The 15,764-nt window shown below is 71.4% G+C and carries 16 protein-coding genes and 1 tRNA gene; 6 read left to right on the top strand and 11 right to left on the bottom strand.

What is annotated here, in order from left to right:
- Positions 1 to 22: 22 nt before the first annotated feature.
- Both ACIBF7_RS12000 and ACIBF7_RS11995 read right to left on the bottom strand, forming a co-directional pair.
- A complete protein-coding gene (locus ACIBF7_RS12000) occupies positions 23 to 1,126 on the bottom strand; it encodes a glycosyltransferase (protein WP_148032548.1) in 1,104 nt (367 codons plus the stop codon).
- 107 nt (positions 1,127 to 1,233) lie between these two features.
- Positions 1,234 to 3,060, bottom strand: coding sequence for a SpoIIE family protein phosphatase (locus tag ACIBF7_RS11995; protein WP_271280368.1), 1,827 nt, complete (start codon positions 3,058 to 3,060; stop codon positions 1,234 to 1,236).
- 64 nt (positions 3,061 to 3,124) lie between these two features.
- Between ACIBF7_RS11995 and ACIBF7_RS11990 the strand changes: the two genes are divergently transcribed.
- Positions 3,125 to 3,844 carry an ANTAR domain-containing response regulator gene (locus ACIBF7_RS11990; RefSeq protein ID WP_148032547.1) on the top strand — a complete coding sequence of 240 codons (720 nt, stop codon included), beginning with the start codon at positions 3,125 to 3,127 and terminating at the stop codon, positions 3,842 to 3,844.
- Here the strand turns inward: ACIBF7_RS11990 and ACIBF7_RS11985 are convergent.
- Positions 3,841 to 4,203 carry an STAS domain-containing protein gene (locus ACIBF7_RS11985; RefSeq protein WP_261808650.1) on the bottom strand — a complete coding sequence of 121 codons (363 nt, stop codon included), beginning with the start codon at positions 4,201 to 4,203 and terminating at the stop codon, positions 3,841 to 3,843. The two genes, ACIBF7_RS11990 and ACIBF7_RS11985, sit on opposite strands and share 4 nt — an antisense overlap.
- A gap of 169 nt (positions 4,204 to 4,372) precedes the next feature.
- On the opposite strand from ACIBF7_RS11985, the gene ACIBF7_RS11980 reads away from it, so the two are divergent.
- The gene (locus tag ACIBF7_RS11980) at positions 4,373 to 5,146 is read left to right on the top strand and encodes a SigB/SigF/SigG family RNA polymerase sigma factor (RefSeq protein ID WP_148032546.1); all 774 of its coding nucleotides are present in this window, start codon (positions 4,373 to 4,375) and stop codon (positions 5,144 to 5,146) included.
- Between the two features lie 73 nt (positions 5,147 to 5,219).
- Positions 5,220 to 5,573 (top strand): ATP-binding protein, encoded by a 354-nt coding sequence (locus ACIBF7_RS11975; protein ID WP_261808649.1) that lies wholly within the window; start codon positions 5,220 to 5,222, stop codon positions 5,571 to 5,573.
- 82 nt (positions 5,574 to 5,655) lie between these two features.
- Here ACIBF7_RS11975 and ACIBF7_RS11970 read toward each other — a convergent pair whose 3' ends face one another.
- From ACIBF7_RS11970 to ACIBF7_RS11950, 5 genes are all read right to left on the bottom strand, one after another.
- The gene (locus tag ACIBF7_RS11970) at positions 5,656 to 5,850 is read right to left on the bottom strand and encodes a hypothetical protein (protein ID WP_397197069.1); all 195 of its coding nucleotides are present in this window, start codon (positions 5,848 to 5,850) and stop codon (positions 5,656 to 5,658) included.
- 12 nt (positions 5,851 to 5,862) lie between these two features.
- Positions 5,863 to 6,609 (bottom strand): hypothetical protein, encoded by a 747-nt coding sequence (locus tag ACIBF7_RS11965; protein ID WP_148032543.1) that lies wholly within the window; start codon positions 6,607 to 6,609, stop codon positions 5,863 to 5,865.
- 5 nt (positions 6,610 to 6,614) lie between these two features.
- The gene (locus tag ACIBF7_RS11960) at positions 6,615 to 7,160 is read right to left on the bottom strand and encodes a hypothetical protein (protein WP_148032542.1); all 546 of its coding nucleotides are present in this window, start codon (positions 7,158 to 7,160) and stop codon (positions 6,615 to 6,617) included.
- 69 nt (positions 7,161 to 7,229) lie between these two features.
- A complete protein-coding gene (locus tag ACIBF7_RS11955) occupies positions 7,230 to 7,655 on the bottom strand; it encodes a hypothetical protein (RefSeq protein ID WP_148032541.1) in 426 nt (141 codons plus the stop codon).
- 136 nt (positions 7,656 to 7,791) lie between these two features.
- A tRNA-Pro gene (locus ACIBF7_RS11950) sits at positions 7,792 to 7,865 on the bottom strand.
- Positions 7,866 to 7,990: 125 nt separating this feature from the next.
- On the opposite strand from ACIBF7_RS11950, the gene ACIBF7_RS11945 reads away from it, so the two are divergent.
- Complete coding sequence (locus ACIBF7_RS11945) at positions 7,991 to 8,848, top strand: NAD(+)/NADH kinase (RefSeq protein ID WP_271279265.1); 858 nt, start codon at positions 7,991 to 7,993, stop codon at positions 8,846 to 8,848.
- 9 nt (positions 8,849 to 8,857) lie between these two features.
- On the opposite strand, the gene ACIBF7_RS11940 is transcribed toward ACIBF7_RS11945, so the two are convergent.
- The gene (locus ACIBF7_RS11940; protein WP_397197068.1) at positions 8,858 to 10,210 is read right to left on the bottom strand and encodes a YibE/F family protein; all 1,353 of its coding nucleotides are present in this window, start codon (positions 10,208 to 10,210) and stop codon (positions 8,858 to 8,860) included.
- A gap of 74 nt (positions 10,211 to 10,284) precedes the next feature.
- Between ACIBF7_RS11940 and ACIBF7_RS11935 the strand changes: the two genes are divergently transcribed.
- Entirely contained in the window at positions 10,285 to 10,998 is a 714-nt protein-coding gene (locus ACIBF7_RS11935; RefSeq protein ID WP_397197067.1) for a DUF72 domain-containing protein, read from the top strand.
- On the top strand, positions 10,999 to 11,967 hold the full coding sequence (locus ACIBF7_RS11930) for a magnesium transporter CorA family protein (protein ID WP_219544483.1): 969 nt from the start codon (positions 10,999 to 11,001) through the stop codon (positions 11,965 to 11,967).
- Between the two features lie 448 nt (positions 11,968 to 12,415).
- Here ACIBF7_RS11930 and ACIBF7_RS11925 read toward each other — a convergent pair whose 3' ends face one another.
- Both ACIBF7_RS11925 and ACIBF7_RS11920 read right to left on the bottom strand, forming a co-directional pair.
- Positions 12,416 to 13,357: a TAXI family TRAP transporter solute-binding subunit gene (locus ACIBF7_RS11925; RefSeq protein WP_271279261.1), complete on the bottom strand. Its 942-nt coding sequence runs from the start codon at positions 13,355 to 13,357 to the stop codon at positions 12,416 to 12,418.
- Positions 13,354 to 15,717, bottom strand: coding sequence for a TRAP transporter fused permease subunit (locus tag ACIBF7_RS11920; RefSeq protein WP_397197066.1), 2,364 nt, complete (start codon positions 15,715 to 15,717; stop codon positions 13,354 to 13,356). Before ACIBF7_RS11920 ends, ACIBF7_RS11925 begins: the two co-directional genes overlap by 4 nt.
- Positions 15,718 to 15,764 lie beyond the last annotated feature (47 nt).

Genomic DNA, 15,764 nt, shown 5'->3' with positions numbered 1-15,764 from the left:
ACGATAGGCGACGGGTGACGGGTCAGGCGCAGGCGGCCTCGTACACCCGGACCAGCTCCTGGCTGACGCGCTCCCACGAGTAGCGGGAGCGGGCGCGGTCGGCGCCGGCGTAGCCCAGCGCGGTGCGCAGCGTGGGGTCGGTCAGCAGCTCGCGGGCGAGCCTGGCGGTGCGCGACGGGCGGTCCGGCGGCACCAGCAGCCCGGTGACGCCGTCGATGACGGAGTCGAGGTGGGCGCCGACGGACGAGGCGATCACCGGCACGCCGCAGGCCATCGCCTCCAGCGCCACGATGCCGGTCGGCGCCTCGCGCGGCACCGTCACGACCGCGTCGGCGCTGCGCATGAGCTTGGGCACCGCCGCCCGCTTGACCTGGCCGAGCAGGGTCACCTGGGACGCCACGCCGAGCTGCTCGGCCAGCGCGCGCAGCCGGCGCACGTCCGCGTCCTCGTCGAGCAGTTCGGGCGCGGGCCCGCCGGCCAGCACGAGCTCGACGTCGGGAAGGCCCTGCAGGGCCCGCACGATGGTCTGCGCGCCGCGGTCACTGGTGAGCGGGCCCACGTGCAGGAGCCGCTTGCTGGTGCCGCGCGAGGCGGTGACGCCCCGGCGGTGGAAGCGCTCGGTGTCGACGCCGTACGGCACCACGGCGATGTGGTTGCGCGGCACGCCGATGCGGATCAACGCCGACTCCTCGTCGCCCGAGCCGGCGATGACGGCCCTGGCGCGGCGGCCGAGTGCCCGTTCCAGGGGCAGACGCGCGGGATCCACGGTGTGGAAGGTGTGCGTCACCGGAACGTCCAGGTCCTTGGAGCCCGTGACGGCGGCCAGGCCGCTGGTCCAGGAGTGCGCGTGGATCACGTCGGGGCGGTCCTGCCGCCACCGCTTGCTCAGATACTCGCCGACGTCGTTCAGATAGGGCACCACATCGGCCGGGCTGAGGTCACGAGCCGGGCCCACGTCGATGTGTTCCACCGTGACACCCGGGGCCACCCGCGTCTTGGGCTTGCCCTCATCACTGTTACGGCGGGAATAGATGGTGACGTGGTGATCGCGCCCGAGCTCGCGGGCTACGGAGAGAATGTGGTGGCGCTTGTTGCCGGAACCAGAAGCGACGATCGCGATATTCATGGCACACCTCAGCGTGAAAAAAGCTTTCAAGGTGTGCCTGCGTCTTAGGCACGTCTGTGTCTAAGCCGACAATACCCGTATTCCCGGTGTTCGCAAACCCATGCCAATCAGACGCCTCGAAGAGCGAGGACCACGATCTCGTCCCACACCTGCCCGCCGGAGAACGTGTTGCGGTCGGCCTCGATGGCCTTGACCACGGCCGACGGCGCCTGACCTGCGCATCTGCTCAGCACGTCGGCCAGCCGCTCCTCGCCGTACGGCTCGCCCTTGTCGTTCCTCGACGAGATGAGCCCTTCGGAGTAGAGCACCATCGTCTCGCCCACGCCGAGCGTGATCTCCTCGGTGCAGGTCTCCGCCTCGGCCGCGATGCCCAGCGGCACCCCGCCGCCCGCCGTGAAGCGCACGTAGCCGTCGGGCTGCACCAGCGCGGCCGGATGATGGCCGGCCGACGACATGCGGATCCTGCGGCCCTTCACGAACCCGGCCACCGCCATCACGAACAGGCCGGTGCTCTGCTCCACCAGCGCCTCGTTCACCTTGCGCACCACCGGGTCCGGGTCCTGCTCCCAGACGCTCAGCACCCGCAGCCCGCCGCGCACCATCGCGCTGACCGACGCGGCCTCCTCGCCCTTGCCCGCCGCGCCGCCCAGGGCGAACCCCCAGCCGCCGGGGAGCGGGAACACGTCGTAGAACTCCGCGCCCACCGACGAGCCGGGGTGGTAGACGGCCGCCGCCTCGTAGCCGGGCACGTTGGGCAGGCTGCGCGGAACCACGCTGGCCGTCAGCGCGTCGGCCGCCCGCGAGCGGCTCTGGAAGCTGTTCTGGGCGCGTACCGCCATGCCGAGCTGCAGCCCCACCTCCTGCATGACGCTCAGGTCGGCCAGCGTGAACGGCTGGCGGTCGTGCGTGCGCACCAGCGTCAGCACCCCGTCGCCGCCGCCGATCGGCACGCACAGCAGCGAGCCCGCGCCCATCGCCGTCAGCACCGGCCCGTCGGCGCAGAAGCCGAGCAGCGACTCGTCGTCGACCATCTCGAACACCACGCCGGAGCCGCGCTCCAGCACCTGGGCGACCACCTGGGCGCCGGCCGGGTCGCTCGACTCCACCTGCCGGATCACCTCGTTCACCGGCAGGTTCTTCGGCCCCATGACGATCGAGCGCCGCGGCAGCCCGTCGCGCACGACGTCGGCCACCACCCAGTCGGCCCACTCGGCCGCCAGCAGCCGGGTGGCGCGCGGCAGCGCCACCGGCCGGCGCAGCGCCTCCTCGTCCAGGAGCAGGGCGGCCATCCTGGACAGCAGGTCCTGCCGCCTGGCCGCCGCCAGCAGCGCCGTGCCGTCGGCCTCCTCCGGCCGCCTGTCGCCCGGCTCGGGCAGCTGCACCTCGATCGGCAGCGCCACCACCGCCACCATCTGCTGCGGCTCGCCCGGCATGGTGAGCCGCGCCATGGCCAGTTGCGCGAGATGCGTGCGTCCCTGGTGGGCGAGCCTGGTCTCGAACGCGGCCGGCTGGCCGGTGCTCAGCACCGCCGTCAGATGGGACCGGAACGCCGCCCGCCTCGACACGTCCACCAGCAGCGGGAAGGATCGGCCCACGAGATAGCCGTCGGGGCTGCCCAGCAGCCGCGAGGTCTCGGGATTGATCCGCCGGACCGTGCCGCCGCCGTCGAGCACGATGACCGGCACGGGAAAGGCCCGGAACACCTGCCGCAGCAGCTTCAGCTCCCGCTGGGAGCCGTCCTTCTTGCCGGACTGCCTCCTGGGCCCCCTGCTGAGCTGCTCGCGCGCCTCGGCCAGCAGCTCCACGGCGGTGTCGAGCTCCGCCAGGGCGGCGTCCAGAGTGGGCGCGAGGTCCGAGGGGTAGGCCGCCCTCGCCTCACGCAACGACGAGACCCGCCCGGTCAGCGCGTCCAAGGCGTGTTCGAGGTCCGGCATGCTCACCCTCCGACGCTACGCCACCCGGGATAATGGTAGCCATAAGGGGTAGATGCTTGCTGCTATGGAATCCACCGCGATGATCACTCCTGGGCTGGCCCGCGACCTGGCGACGCTGGGCAGACTGGGAGAGGACACCTCCACCGAGACCGTGCTGCGCGGCCTGACCACCGCGCTCGCGGCGGGTGTCCCCGGATGCTCGGGCGGGTCGGCCGAACACTGGCGCGACCGGCGTGTCCTCACCTCCGGCTCGCACAGCGAACTGATCACCCTCGTCGAGGGCGAGCGTGAGATCGGCGAGGGCCCCTCCACCGAGGCCCGCCAGACCGGCGCCCGGGTGGCCGTCGCCGACGTGCTCACCGACACCCGCTGGCCGCGCTACGCCGCCCTGGCCACCCGCTGCGGGGTCCGCTCGGTGCTCGCCGTGCCCATCAAGGTGCCGCCCGCGCTGCTGGTCGTCGGCCTCTACTCGGTGCGGCGCGACGCGTTCTCGCCGCAGGGGGCGCAGTCGCTGGCGGAGATGCTGACCGAGCAGGTCGGCGTCGCCATGGCCAACATGTCGGACTTCGACGAGGTCCGTACGGACGCCGCCCAGCTCCAGGAGGCCCTGGCCGGGCGCGCCCTCATCGACCAGGCCAAGGGCATCATCATGCAGACCAGCGGATGCACCGCCGAGGCCGCCTTCGACGAACTGCGCAGGATCTCCCAGCACCACCAGGTCAAGGTGGCCGACCTGGCCAGGCTCCTGGTCGAGGAGCACCAGCGCAAGAACCGCCGCCGCTAACCGATCGCCGCCAGGGCGTCGTCGAGGGTGTCGTAGATCGGCAGTCGCTGCGCCAGGCCGGTGATCCACATCACCTTGGACTTGGCGTACTCGACGCCGATGAGCGCGAACTTCGCGCCCGAGCTGAGGCTGGTCTGCCAGTGATGGACGATCAGCCCCAGCGCTCGCGAGTCCATGAACGTCACCCCGGCCAGGTCGAGTATCAGGTCCGGCCCCGCCAGGGAGAGGTAGTCCGCGAACTGCTCGCGCGTCGTGGCGTCGAGCACACCGTCGACCCTGATCACGGCAATCTCGTCAACGGTGGACGACGTCAGGCTCAGGGCGGCCGTGGACCCCTCGCCGTTCTCGGGCACTGTCACGGGGCAACCTTACTGTCACTGAAGTAGAGAGGAATACTCCTTCGGGAGTAGGGCATACTGGTGTCCGAAGTCCAGCAGAGGGCTTTCGTCTCGAACGTTGAGCGAGGCGTGCCTCTGTATGGGCTTTTCCTGTTACAGAGGCCGCCTGCCACCCCATAGAGGAGCAGCGATGGCTGTGCAGGAACTCGTCCTCGAAGAGATGACCGCCGAAGAGCTCCTGGCCGAGATGGTCGGGGAAGGAACCCCCGACAGTCTCAGAGAACGGCTTCGCGAGCGCATCGTGGAGATGCACCGGCCGCTGGCGATGGAGATCGCCCGGCGCTACCGCTACCGCGGCGAGCCGCTGGAGGACCTCCTCCAGGCGGCGTACGTCGGGCTCATGAAGGCCATCAACGGCTTCGACCCCTCGCTCGGCCACGCCTTCAGGGGCTACGCCGTCGTCACCATGACCGGGGAGGTCAAGCGTCACTTCCGCGACCGCACCTGGGCGATCCGGGTGCCCCGCCTCTACCAGGAACGCCGCTCCGAGCTGAACCGGCTCGTCGCCGACCTCAGCCAGGACCTCGGCCGCTCGCCGACCGTCGCCGAGCTGGCCGCGAAGATGAAGATCTCCGAGGAGGACGTCCTGCTCACGCTCGACGCCTCCGCCGCCTACAGCACGCTCTCGCTGGACGCGCCGCTCGGCACCGATGACGACGCCGCCTCCCTCGGCGACGTCATCCCCGAGGACGACGACACGCTCAGCACCATGGTCGACCGCGAAGCCGTCAAGCCGCTCATCGACGCGCTCCCCTCGCGCGAGAAGCACATCCTGCTGCTGCGGTTCTTCGGCAACATGACCCAGGCAGAGATCGCCGCGGAGTTCGGCATCTCGCAGATGCACGTCTCCAGGATTCTCCGCAAGGTCCTCGACCAGTTGCGCGCAGAGCTGACCGTCGGTTAAGGGGGAACGCCGGGTGATGACAGAGGACATCCATCCTCAGGCGGGCTCACCGGGCCCGCCACCCGGCGCGCGCGTGCGCAGGCTTCATTTCCGGCTCCCGGACCTGCCGCAGGTCCGGGAGTTCGCCGCGTCCGGGGCCCGAGAGCTCGGCATGCGCCATGAGGCCGTGGACGACTTCGTCATCGCCGTCAACGAGGTGGCCACCAACGCGGTCACCCACGGGGACGACGCGGCGCGGGTGCGCCTCTGGTCCGACTCCGGGGACATCGTGATCGAGGTGCACGACGACGGCACCTGGAAGCCGGGCCCGCTGCCCGGCTCGGTGGGCGGCATGGGGCTGTGGGTGGCCCGGTTGCTGTCGTCCGACCTGACCCTTCACATCGGCGGCGGAAGCACGGTGACCATGAGGTTTCCGGGCAAGAGCTGATATCAGCCGCCGACTGGCCCACGTGCAAAGAGCCGCGCCCGGCGTATCGAGTACGCCGGGCGCGGCCGCTTGTCCTGATCGGCTAGCGCCGGCTACGGCCGCGCCAGCCTCCGTAGCTCTTCACGCTCGCCGTGCCGATGCCGGCCTGGTGCAGCGCCAGCAGCGTCAAGCCCAGCAGCATGAACGTGGTGCCGGAGATGCCTCCGGCGATCTGCGTGTCCAGCAGGTCCAGGAGGAAACCTAAACCGAAGACGATCGCGGCGACAATCGCGAGCATGTGATCCTCCTCCTACACCGTGGTCTTGCTGGACGACGCCGGGTTGTCCCGGCCTGACATGGCGAGCAGTCCCTCCAGTACGCCCCGGTACTCGCGGAGTGCCTGCCGGAGCCGCTCGGTGTCGTCGCCGCCGTCGCTCTTCCAGCGCTCGCGCAGCTCTCCCGTACGGGACCGCAACGCGTTCGTCAGCGAGTCGACGACCTCGCCCACGAGCCCGTCGGCGCGGTGGACCGCTTCCGCCGGGTCGTCGACGAAGGAGGCCTGCACGTCCCGCCAGCGTGACTGCACCTCGTCGGGGTCCTGCTCGAACAGGGGGAACGCCTGGGGAGCGGCGTGCGAGGGTGGATCCTCGGCGGGCTGGGCGGGCCCGGGGCCGGCCGCGGTCACCTGCTCGGTCGCCGTCACCGTGTCGTGCGGTCCGTCATACGGGGAGTCGGGGTCGGGATCCCGGGCCGCGTCATGAAGGGGGTCGGCGTCCGCCGTGCCGTCATGGAGGGGATCGGCGTGCGCCTTGCCGTCATGAAGGGGGTCGGCGTGCGCCGTGCCGTCATGGAGCGGGTCCGGGTCACCGGGCGCCGGGTGGGGGCCGGTGTCATCGGTGGTGTGCCTGTCCGACACGACCAGCACGTCCTCGTCATTCCTGCCGTACGGCTCCCGGTGGGTGCCGCCGGCCTTGTCGTCCGTGGTGTACTCGTCGTCGCGGTCGTTCCGTACCTGCTGGTCGGAGCGCTGCGACGGCACGTTCAGCTCGTCGTTCATACCCGTCACCGTCCTCGGGTCGTCTCGTGCAGTAATTCCTCGAAGAGCGCGCGATAGTGGACCATCGCCTGGCGCAGGTCCTCGGTCGAGGCCTCCTTGCGGGTCGCGCGCTCGCTGATGTCGTGCGCCTTCCGGTAGTGGGTCAGCGTCTCGGCGTGCCCCACCGACAGGTCGGCGATCCGCTGGCGGAAGTCCTCCGTCGGGTAGCCGCGCTCGGCCATGACCGCCGTCACCAGCTGGTCGGCCTCCGCCACGGCGGATTCGGGGGCGTCCACGAAGCGCTCCTGCACCTCGGCCCACCGGTTGGCGTAATCGTCACGTGACTGCTCGGGAAGCGGCTTGATGTCCAGCTCGGCGTGGCGCTGCTCGCGGGCGATCAGCTCCTGCTCGGCCTCGCGCTTGCTGTCGTGCTCGGCCATCGTGCGCTCGTACTCGGGGCCGAAACGGTCGCGCAACCGGCTGCGGCGCTGTTGCTGCACGACCACGTAGGCCACCGCGGCGACCGCCGCGATCGCGACCACGACGAGGGCCACCCAGATCAAGGTGTCCATATTGTTCGCCTCCGGTCTCTTCTGTTGAGACCGCGAACTGCCCAGCGAAGCGCCGGTGAAACGCCGCCTTCAGCCCTCTTCCAGGGCCTTTCTGGCGGCTTCCAGCACGGCTGCGACGTGGGAGCCGTCAGGGGCCGCAGGGATCTCCACGAAGCCGGTCGCCGGGTCGTAGCCGACGTCGAGCCCGGCGTCGACCAGCCGCTTGGCCCACCGCAGCGCGGTGTTGAGCCGCTCGGGCGCGGGCGGCCTGCCCTGCGCCGCCGCCGACAGGTTGCGCAGGTTGGTGGCGGGGCCGGACTGGGAGTGGGCGCGCTCCAGCTTCCACGGCAGCGCCCGGCTGTGGTCGAGCATCGGCTTGGCCAGCCCGGCGGCCCGCTTGGCCTGCAGCACCCCGGACTCGCTCACCCCGAAATGGGCGGCCAGCTCCTGCACGCTCAGCCCGCGGGCGACCAGCCTGGCCAGCTCGTCGCGGTCGATCGTCGGCCTGCGCCCCATGGGCCACCTCCGGGCATGACGTGCGGACGCGCAACAGGATTCACAGGCGCCGGCAGGTGCGGACGGTCTCGCCGACGTCGCGGCGCCAGAGACGACGAAGCCCTGATGAGAATCGCTCCCCATCAGGGCTTTAACGTCGGGATGACAGGATTTGAACCTGCGACCCCTTGACCCCCAGTCAAGTGCGCTACCAAGCTGCGCTACATCCCGTGGTGCTGTCGCGTGGCCGAGCTTCTCGCTCTGCTCCGCGGGGAAAACATTACCATGCGCCACGGACCTCTCGGCGCCACCTTTCCGCCGGTCCGCCTGTTGCGGGCGGACCCTAGAGTGTCCCCATGGGCATGGTCGGGACGGTCGGGCTGGTGCTGCATCCTCAGCGCGACTCCAAGGAGGCGATCGACATCATCCTCGGCTGGGCCGCCGGCCGTGACGTCACGGTGCTCGGGCTGCCCGAGGAGGTGGGGCGGATCGACTGCAGCGCGGTGGCGGTCGACGGCGAGACGCTGGTGGAGCGGGCCGACCTGGTGGTGAGCCTGGGCGGCGACGGCACGATGCTGCGCACGATGCGGCTGATCGCCGGTCGCGGCACTCCGGTGCTCGGCGTCAACCTGGGGCGGCTGGGCTTCCTCGCCGAGATCGACGTGGCCGAGCTGTCGGAGACGCTCTCGGCGATCGACCACAACCGCCACACCGTGGAGCCGCGGATGGCGGTCCGCACCAGGCTCGGAAATCAGGAGCTGATGGCGTTCAACGACATCGCCCTGGTGCGCTTCCCCGGCGACGGGCTGGCGGCGGTGACCGTCACCGCGGCCGGCAACCCGTTCGTCAACTACGCAGCCGACGCGGTCATCGTGGCCACCTCCACCGGGTCCACCGCCTACAGCTTCTCCGCGGGCGGGCCGGTGGTCTCGCCGCGGGTGGAGGCGGTGCTGGTGGTGCCCGCGGCGGCGCACTCGGCGTTCAACCGGGCGCTGGTGCTGCCGGCGGACGAGGAGGTCAGGCTGGAGCTCCTGCCGTCCAGCGGGCAGCTCGCCGTCGAGCTGGACGGCAGGGTGGTGGGCCGCCTCGGCCCCGGCGACCGGATCACGGTGACGGCCTGCCCGGGAGCCGCCAAGGTGGTGCGCCTGGGCACCACCTTCTACGAGCGCGCCCGCCGCAAGCTCCGGGTCGACGGCAGCGCCGAGATCGCCTGAGCCCGCACTCTACGGCGGGGAGCCGGCGCGGCGGTGCCGGGCGCGGCGGGGGAGCGGCCGGTCGCCGTACGGGCCGTCCGGCCCGGGAAGGGGAGCCCGCGGGGTGTCGTCGGCGAAGAAGGACTCTCCGGAGGGCCGGGGCGCGGGCGCGGGTTCGCCGGAGGCGGCGCCGGACGGGTTCGCGTGGCGGGAGGTGACGAGGGCGGCCAGCGCGGTGGTGATCGGCACGGCGGAGATGAGCCCCAGCGTGCCCACCACGCTGCGGGCCACCTCCTGGGCGATGACCGGCGTCGTCAGCACCTCGCCCAGCGGCTGCTCGCCGATGCTGAACAGCAGCAGCAGCGGCAGCGATGCCCCCGCGTACGCCAGGATGATCGTGTTGATGACCGACGCGATGTGTGCCCGGCCGATCCGGCTGCCCGCCCGGTAGAGGCGGCGGAACCCGTAGGACGGGTTGGCCGCGGCCAGTTCGGAGACGGTCACCGACTGGGTGACCGTCACGTCGTCCAAGACCCCCAGCGCGCCGATCATGATACTCGCCAGCAGCAGCCCCTGCGTGTCGATGGACATGCTCATGTCGAGGGTGAACGAGCTGTCGTCGGTGATGCCGCTCAGCTTGGCGACCCCGATCACCGCGTACGAGAGCACGCCGGTCACGGCGAGGCTGGCCAGCGTGCCGAGCACCGCCATCGAGGTCGCCAGCGTGAACCCGTGCGTCAGGAACAGCACCGACAGCATGATCGCCGAGGCGCCCACGATCGCGACCAGCATCGGCGGCTCGCCGCCCAGGATGCCGGGGATCACGAACGTGAGCAGCAGCACGAACGTGATCGCCAGGCCCAGCAGCGCCGTCAGCCCCCGCCAGCGCCCGAACGCGATCACCGCCAGCGCGAACGCCGCCCCGAGCAGCAGCAGCGGCGCCGACCGGTCGTGGTCGGACAGCTGGTAGGCCGGCATGCCCTCCTCGGCCTGCGGGTTGTGCAGCAGCACCACGTCGTCGCCCGCGGTGAAGCGCTGGGAGCCGGGCCCGCTGGGCAGCGACAGGGTGACCTGGCGGCCCTCGTCGCGCCCCTCGCCGACGGTGACGGTCGCCTTGCCGCAGGTCGCCGGGTGCGGCTCGGGCGCGCCGGGCTGTGTCTCACCGCACGGCTCCAGCGCCACCGCGGTGATCGTGCCGGCCACCCGCTGGAACCCGGTCTGCTCCTGGGCCGCCTCCGGACGCCCGTCCGGCCACAGCAGCACCAGCGCCGCCAGCGTGACGGCCGCCAGCGGCACAAGAACGGCCAGCGTGGCCACGACGGCCCGCCGTGAGGCGGGCACCGGGGTGCCGTGCGCATGGTCGTGCGCGTGGTTGGCGCCCATCCCTGATCAGACCTCCTCGTCCGGTCGGCGAGTGCGACAGTACTGCACGTGGACGGGGTGGGTAGGCCATCGGAATGGCGACGCTCGTGGGCACCTCGGGGTGGCAGTACGCGGACTGGCGCGGCGTCCTCTATCCCGAGGGGGTGCCGCAGCGGCTCTGGCTGGAGACGTACGCGGAGACCTTCCCCACGGTCGAGAACAACAACGCGTTCTACCGGCTGCCGAAACCCGAGACGTTCGCCGGCTGGCGCGAGCGCACCCCCGACGGCTTCGTCATGGCGGTCAAGGCCAGCCGCTACCTCACCCACATCAAGCGGCTGGACGAGCCGGAGGAGCCCGTCGCCAGGCTGATGGCGGCCGCGTCGGGGCTCGGCGGCACGCTCGGCCCGATCCTGCTGCAGCTCCCGCCCACGCTGCGGGCCGACCCCGGCCGGCTGGAACGCTGCCTGAGCTGCTTCCCCGGGCACGTCAGGCTGGCCGTGGAGTTCCGGCACGAGTCGTGGTGGACCGGCGAGACCCGGGCGATCCTGGAGGCCCGCCAGGCCGCCCTGTGCTGGGCCGACCGGCTCAACCAGCCGCAGAACCCGTTCTGGCGGACCGCGCCGTGGGGGTACGTGCGGCTTCATCAGGGCCGCTCCGCCGACGGGTTCTCGTACGGGGACGCGGCGCTGAAGACCTGGGCCGGGCGGGTCCGAGAGGCGGGCTGGCGGGACGCGTACGTGTACTTCAACAACGACCCCGGCGGCGCGGCGGTGCGGAACGCCGCGCGCTTTGCCAGACTGCTTTAGGTGCGTACCCGCCTGTATCGGGACGGCCGGCTGGAGAAGGAGAACTTCCCCCTCGCCGAGGTCTCCGACCACGTGTCCGACCACCGCAACGCGATCTGGATCGACCTGTGCCGGCCGACGCCTGAGGAGCTGACCGCGCTCGGCGACGAGCTGGGCCTGCACGAGCTGGCCGTCGAGGACGTGCTCGCCGACCACCAGCGCCCCAAGGCCGACGTCTACGCCAACCACCTGTTCATCACCGTGTACGCGATGCGCTTCGACGGCGACCGGTTCGCCCCGGCCGAGATCGACGTCTTCGTCACCGAGACCGCCCTGGTCACGGTCAGGCTGGATCCGGCGGTCGACCTGGACGAGGTGGTCCGGCGCTGGGACGCCGCGCCCGCGCTGGCCGGGAACGGGGTGCTGTTCCTGCTGCACGGCCTGCTCGACTGGGTGGTCGACGGGCAGCTGGAGCTGGTGCTCGACCTGGACGGACGGGCCGAGGACCTGGAGGAGGAGCTGTTCGAGGAGCGGCCCGCCGACGCCAGGGAGGTGCAGCGGAAGATGTACGAGCTGCGCAAGACCTCCGCGCATTTCCGCAAGGTCGTGATGCCGATGCGGGAGCTCTTCGGCACCCTGCTCCACCGCGACCAGGGCGTCCTGCGCGGCTCCCAGATGATGCCCTACTACCAGGACGTCTACGACCACGTGCAGCGCACCGCCGAGCTGCTGGAGTCGCTGCGCGACCTGCTGGCCAACATGCGCGAGACGCGCCTGGCCCAGCAGGGCTTCCGGCTCAACCAGATCATGAAACGGCTCACCGGCTGGGCGGCCATCATCGCGGTGCCCACCGCCATCACCGGCTTCTACGGCCAGAACGTGCCGTTCCCCGGTTCCGGCCAGGCGGTGGGCTTCTGGATGTCGCTGGCGCTGGTGTCCGTCGTGTCGGTGGCGCTGTACGTGGTGTTCAAGAAGAACGACTGGTTGTAGGGCGGCGGGCAGGGCACGCCCCGGTCCTCCAGCGTCAGGCCGACCCGCACCGTCACCTCGCGCGCGCCGCCGGCCGGGTGCAGCGGCAGGCAGCGCCCGCCGGCGACGAGCGTCCTGCGCCCGATCGGGGTGGCGATCAGCGACAGCTCGCCGTACGCGGCCGGCGCCGCCAGCCGCAGCAGCCACGCCCCCTCGGGCGTACGCGACCGGGTCCCGTCGAGCGCGTAGTAGTCGAGCACGCCGCCGCCGGTGGACACCACGGCGCGCATGGTGAAGCCGCGGCCCTCGGCGGTGAACAGCTCCGCCGAGGGCGCACGGTAGACCGAATGGACGTACGCGAGAGCGAACGCCCCGGAGGGCGGCAGCACCAGCCCGTTGACGGCCGGACGGCCCGGCCCGCCGCCGGAGCCGAGGGCCAGCACCGCGGCGAGCGAGAGGGCCAGCCGGATCAGCCCTTCTCCTTGAAGTAGCGGGCCGCGCCGGGGTGCAGGGCGACCGGCCGCACCTGCTGGGCCAGCGCCGGGTCGAGCTTGTCGGCCTCCGGGTGGACCGCGACCAGCTCCTGCTTCTTCTCGAACAGCGTCCGGGTGATGTCGTAGGCCAGCTGCTCGTCCATGGTGTCGGGCACCAGCAGCACGTTGGCGATGCCGACCGTCTCCACGGAGCCTTCGAGCTTGTAGACGTCCAGGCCGATGTCGAGCCCGACGTACTGCTCGCCGTACTCGCGCTGCATCTCCGCCAGCACGTCGGCGGTGTCGATGATCTTGATGTCGGGCTTGCTGGTGGCCAGGTCCACCACGCCGGCCGTGGGCAGGCCGCCGACCCAGAAGAACGCGTCGACGGTGCCGTCCTTGACGGCCTGCACCGACTCGTTGATCGACAGCTGCTGCTTGCTGATGTCGGTGTCGGGGTCGAGCCCGGCCGCCTCCAGCATCCGCCTGGCCACGACCTGCGTGCCGGAGTTCGGCGGGCCGAGCGAGACCGTCTTGCCCTTCAGGTCGGCCACCTTCCCGGCCTGCACGCCCGGGGCGACCACCACGTGCGCGTAGTTGTCGTAGATCCGGGCCAGCGCCTTGATCGGCTGCTTCTCGGTGAACGAGCCGGTGCCGTTGACCGCGTCGGCGGCCGTGTCGGCCTGGGAGAAGCCGATGTCGGCCTTGCCGGTGGCCAGCAGCTTGATGTTCTCGACGGAGGCGGAGGTGACCGAGGCGGTGGCCTGGGTGTCGGCGATGTTGGCCGACAGCTGCTTGGCCAGGCCGCCGCCGTAGACGTAGTAGACGCCGGTGGTGCCGCCGGTGGCGATCGACAGCCGGTTGCCCGAGCCTCCGCCGGCGCCTCCGCAGCCCGCGATCAGGCCGGCCACGGCGAGCACCGCAAATATCCGCTTCACGCTGGGACGCTCCTTCTTCTGATGAGGTGGACGGCTGCCGCGGCGGCCAGCACGGCCAGGCCCGCGACGATCGGGACGGGTTCGAGGAACAGCAGCAGCACGGCGGCCACCGCGGCCAGCAGCCGCTCGGGCGCGCCGGCCAGGTCGCCGGTGGCCATCGCCAGGGCCGCCACCGCGACGGCCGACACCGCCGTCATGGCCAGCACGGTGCCGAACGGCCCCTGGCCGAGCAGCGCCTGGCCGTGCGGGGTGAGCACGAACGCGAACGGCACGAGGAAGGCCGGCAGCGTGTAGCGCCAGGTCATCATCATGGTCCGGTACGTGTTGCCGCCGGTGATGGCGGAGGCCGCGACCGCCGACAGCGCGGTCGGCGGGCTCACCTCGGACAGCACCGCGTAGTAGAAGATGAACATGTACGCCTCGGCCTGCCCCACGCCGAGAGCCGTCAGCGCGGGGGCGATGATCACCGCTGCGATGATGAAGCTGGCCGTCACCGGCACCGCCAGGCCGAGCAGCATGACCGCCAGGGCCGCCATCACCGTGGTCAGGATCAGGTTGCCCGCGGCGAAGTCCACGATGATCGAGCTCAGGTTCAGGCCGAGCCCGGTCTGGGTGATGACGCCGACGATGATGCCCGCCGCCGCGCACACCGCGGTCACCGGGAGCACCTCCAGCGTGCCCTTGGCCAGCGCCCGGCCGATCCGCCTCGGGCCCATCCGGTGGGCGGGGTCCAGGAACGACAGGGCGAACGCGACCGCGGTGGCGATCACCACCGACTGGAACGCCGACCGGTCCATCGCCATCAGGACCACGATCAGGATCAGCGAGCTGAAGTGGTAGCCGAAGCGCAGCAGCAGCCTGCCGACGCCGGGCGTGTCCACCCGCACGGCGTGCGTGCCGAACCGGCGGGAGTCGATCTCGATCGCCAGCAGGATGCCCAGGTAGTAGAGGATCGTCGGGATCGTCGCGTAGATCAGCACCTGCAGGTAGCTGACCCGCATGACCTCCGCGATGATGAACGCCGCCGCGCCGAGTGTCGGCGGCGACAGGATGGCGCCGATGCCGGCGGCCGCGAGGATGCCGCCGGCGGGCTCTCTCGGGTAGCCGGCCCGCCGCAGCACCGGCCAGGCCACGCTGCCCAGGCTCACGGTGGTCGCCACGCCCGAGCCGGACACCGTGCCGAGCAGGAATCCGGCGGTGGTGACGGTGCGGCCGGGGGCGGCGCGTGACCTGCGGAAGGCGGAGAAGCTCAGGTCGATGAAGAACCTGCTGGCGCCGGAGTAGTCGAGGACCGCGCCGTAGACGGTGAAAAGGATGATGTAACTTGCCGCCACCTGGAGAGGGACGCCGAAAAAGCCTTCCGTGCCCGTATAGAGCTGCGACACGATCTGGTCGAGGTCGAGACCTCGGTGGCCGATCGTCCAATCGACGGGCAGCATCGCGCCGTAATAGGCATATGCCAGAAAAATGGCGCAAATGATGGAGAGAACCGCGCCGACCGTGCGGCGCACCGCCTCCAGCAGGAGCAGGGTCAGCCCTATCCCGGCGATCACGTCCAGCTCGGACAGCGCCGCGCCCGACCCTCGATCGCGGAACGACTCGATGTCCGCCAGCGGGTACACGAGCACCGCCAGCGAGGCCAGCGCCAGCAGCCAGTCACCGACGGTCGGCCACTCGCCTTTCCGGCGCACCGGACCCTCCGCCCCGACCTCCACCGGAAGCGTGTCCGCGACCGGCGCCGGCCCGGGCTCGTCCGCCGCCCCGGTCGTCCGGTCGAGGACCAGCGTGTCGTCAGGCGTGTCCGGGGGGTCGGTGTCCGGGCGGGAGGGGGTGTCCGGCGCGACGCCGATGACCACCGTGTCCGCCGACGGGCTCGCGCCCTTCGGCGGGTCGGCGGCCGGGACGTCGCGCAGCGTCGGCGCGTCCGGGAGGACCCCCGTAGCGCGGACCTCCGGCAGCGTCGGGGCCTCGCCCAACGTGAGCGCCCTGGCGTCCGGGTGCGTCGCCGCCCCGGCGGGCGGCCCGGACCGGGAGAAGCGGGCGCGCAGGCGGCGCGGGAACGGCCCGTCCAGCCGCCGGCCGAGGCGCCGCAGCTCGCCGGGGAGGTGATGGAGGCGGCTCAGCGACTGCGCCGCCCCCGACCGGTAGCAGAGGAACACCAGCGGCAGCGCCGCCGCCAGGAACGTCATCCGGTGCTGCAACGCCTCGACCGGCCAGAACACGACCGCGATCGAGTAGGCCGAGAGCAGCCCGCCGACGACCCACACGCCGAGCCGTAAGGGGCCTGCGAGCTGCCGGGCCGGGCGTTCCTGTTCGCGGGCCTGTACGGGCCCGGCCTGTCGGTCGCTCGACTCGGTCAAAACAACTCCCTCTGACACGGCGTTGGGGGCAATGTACGAGCCCTTTA

Origin of the sequence: Nonomuraea sp. NPDC050478 (assembly GCF_044458265.1) — a bacterium.
GTDB lineage: Bacteria > Actinomycetota > Actinomycetes > Streptosporangiales > Streptosporangiaceae > Nonomuraea > Nonomuraea ferruginea.
Note: the sequence above shows the minus strand (reverse complement) of the source record. Positions and strands in the feature narration are given on the sequence as shown.

Bases quoted from the DNA above. Each gene is read 5' to 3' on its own strand.
- ACIBF7_RS12000 (WP_148032548.1), bottom strand. From the start codon at position 1,126: ATGAATATCGCGATCGTCGCTTCTGGTTCCGGCAACAAGCGCCACCAC.
- ACIBF7_RS11995 (WP_271280368.1), bottom strand. From the start codon at position 3,060: ATGCCGGACCTCGAACACGCCTTGGACGCGCTGACCGGGCGGGTCTCG.
- ACIBF7_RS11990 (WP_148032547.1), top strand. From the start codon at position 3,125: ATGGAATCCACCGCGATGATCACTCCTGGGCTGGCCCGCGACCTGGCG.
- ACIBF7_RS11980 (WP_148032546.1), top strand. From the start codon at position 4,373: ATGGCTGTGCAGGAACTCGTCCTCGAAGAGATGACCGCCGAAGAGCTC.
- ACIBF7_RS11970 (WP_397197069.1), bottom strand. From the start codon at position 5,850: ATGCTCGCGATTGTCGCCGCGATCGTCTTCGGTTTAGGTTTCCTCCTG.
- ACIBF7_RS11965 (WP_148032543.1), bottom strand. From the start codon at position 6,609: ATGAACGACGAGCTGAACGTGCCGTCGCAGCGCTCCGACCAGCAGGTA.
- ACIBF7_RS11960 (WP_148032542.1), bottom strand. From the start codon at position 7,160: ATGGACACCTTGATCTGGGTGGCCCTCGTCGTGGTCGCGATCGCGGCG.
- ACIBF7_RS11955 (WP_148032541.1), bottom strand. From the start codon at position 7,655: ATGGGGCGCAGGCCGACGATCGACCGCGACGAGCTGGCCAGGCTGGTC.
- ACIBF7_RS11945 (WP_271279265.1), top strand. From the start codon at position 7,991: ATGGGCATGGTCGGGACGGTCGGGCTGGTGCTGCATCCTCAGCGCGAC.
- ACIBF7_RS11940 (WP_397197068.1), bottom strand. From the start codon at position 10,210: ATGGGCGCCAACCACGCGCACGACCATGCGCACGGCACCCCGGTGCCC.
- ACIBF7_RS11935 (WP_397197067.1), top strand. From the start codon at position 10,285: ATGGCGACGCTCGTGGGCACCTCGGGGTGGCAGTACGCGGACTGGCGC.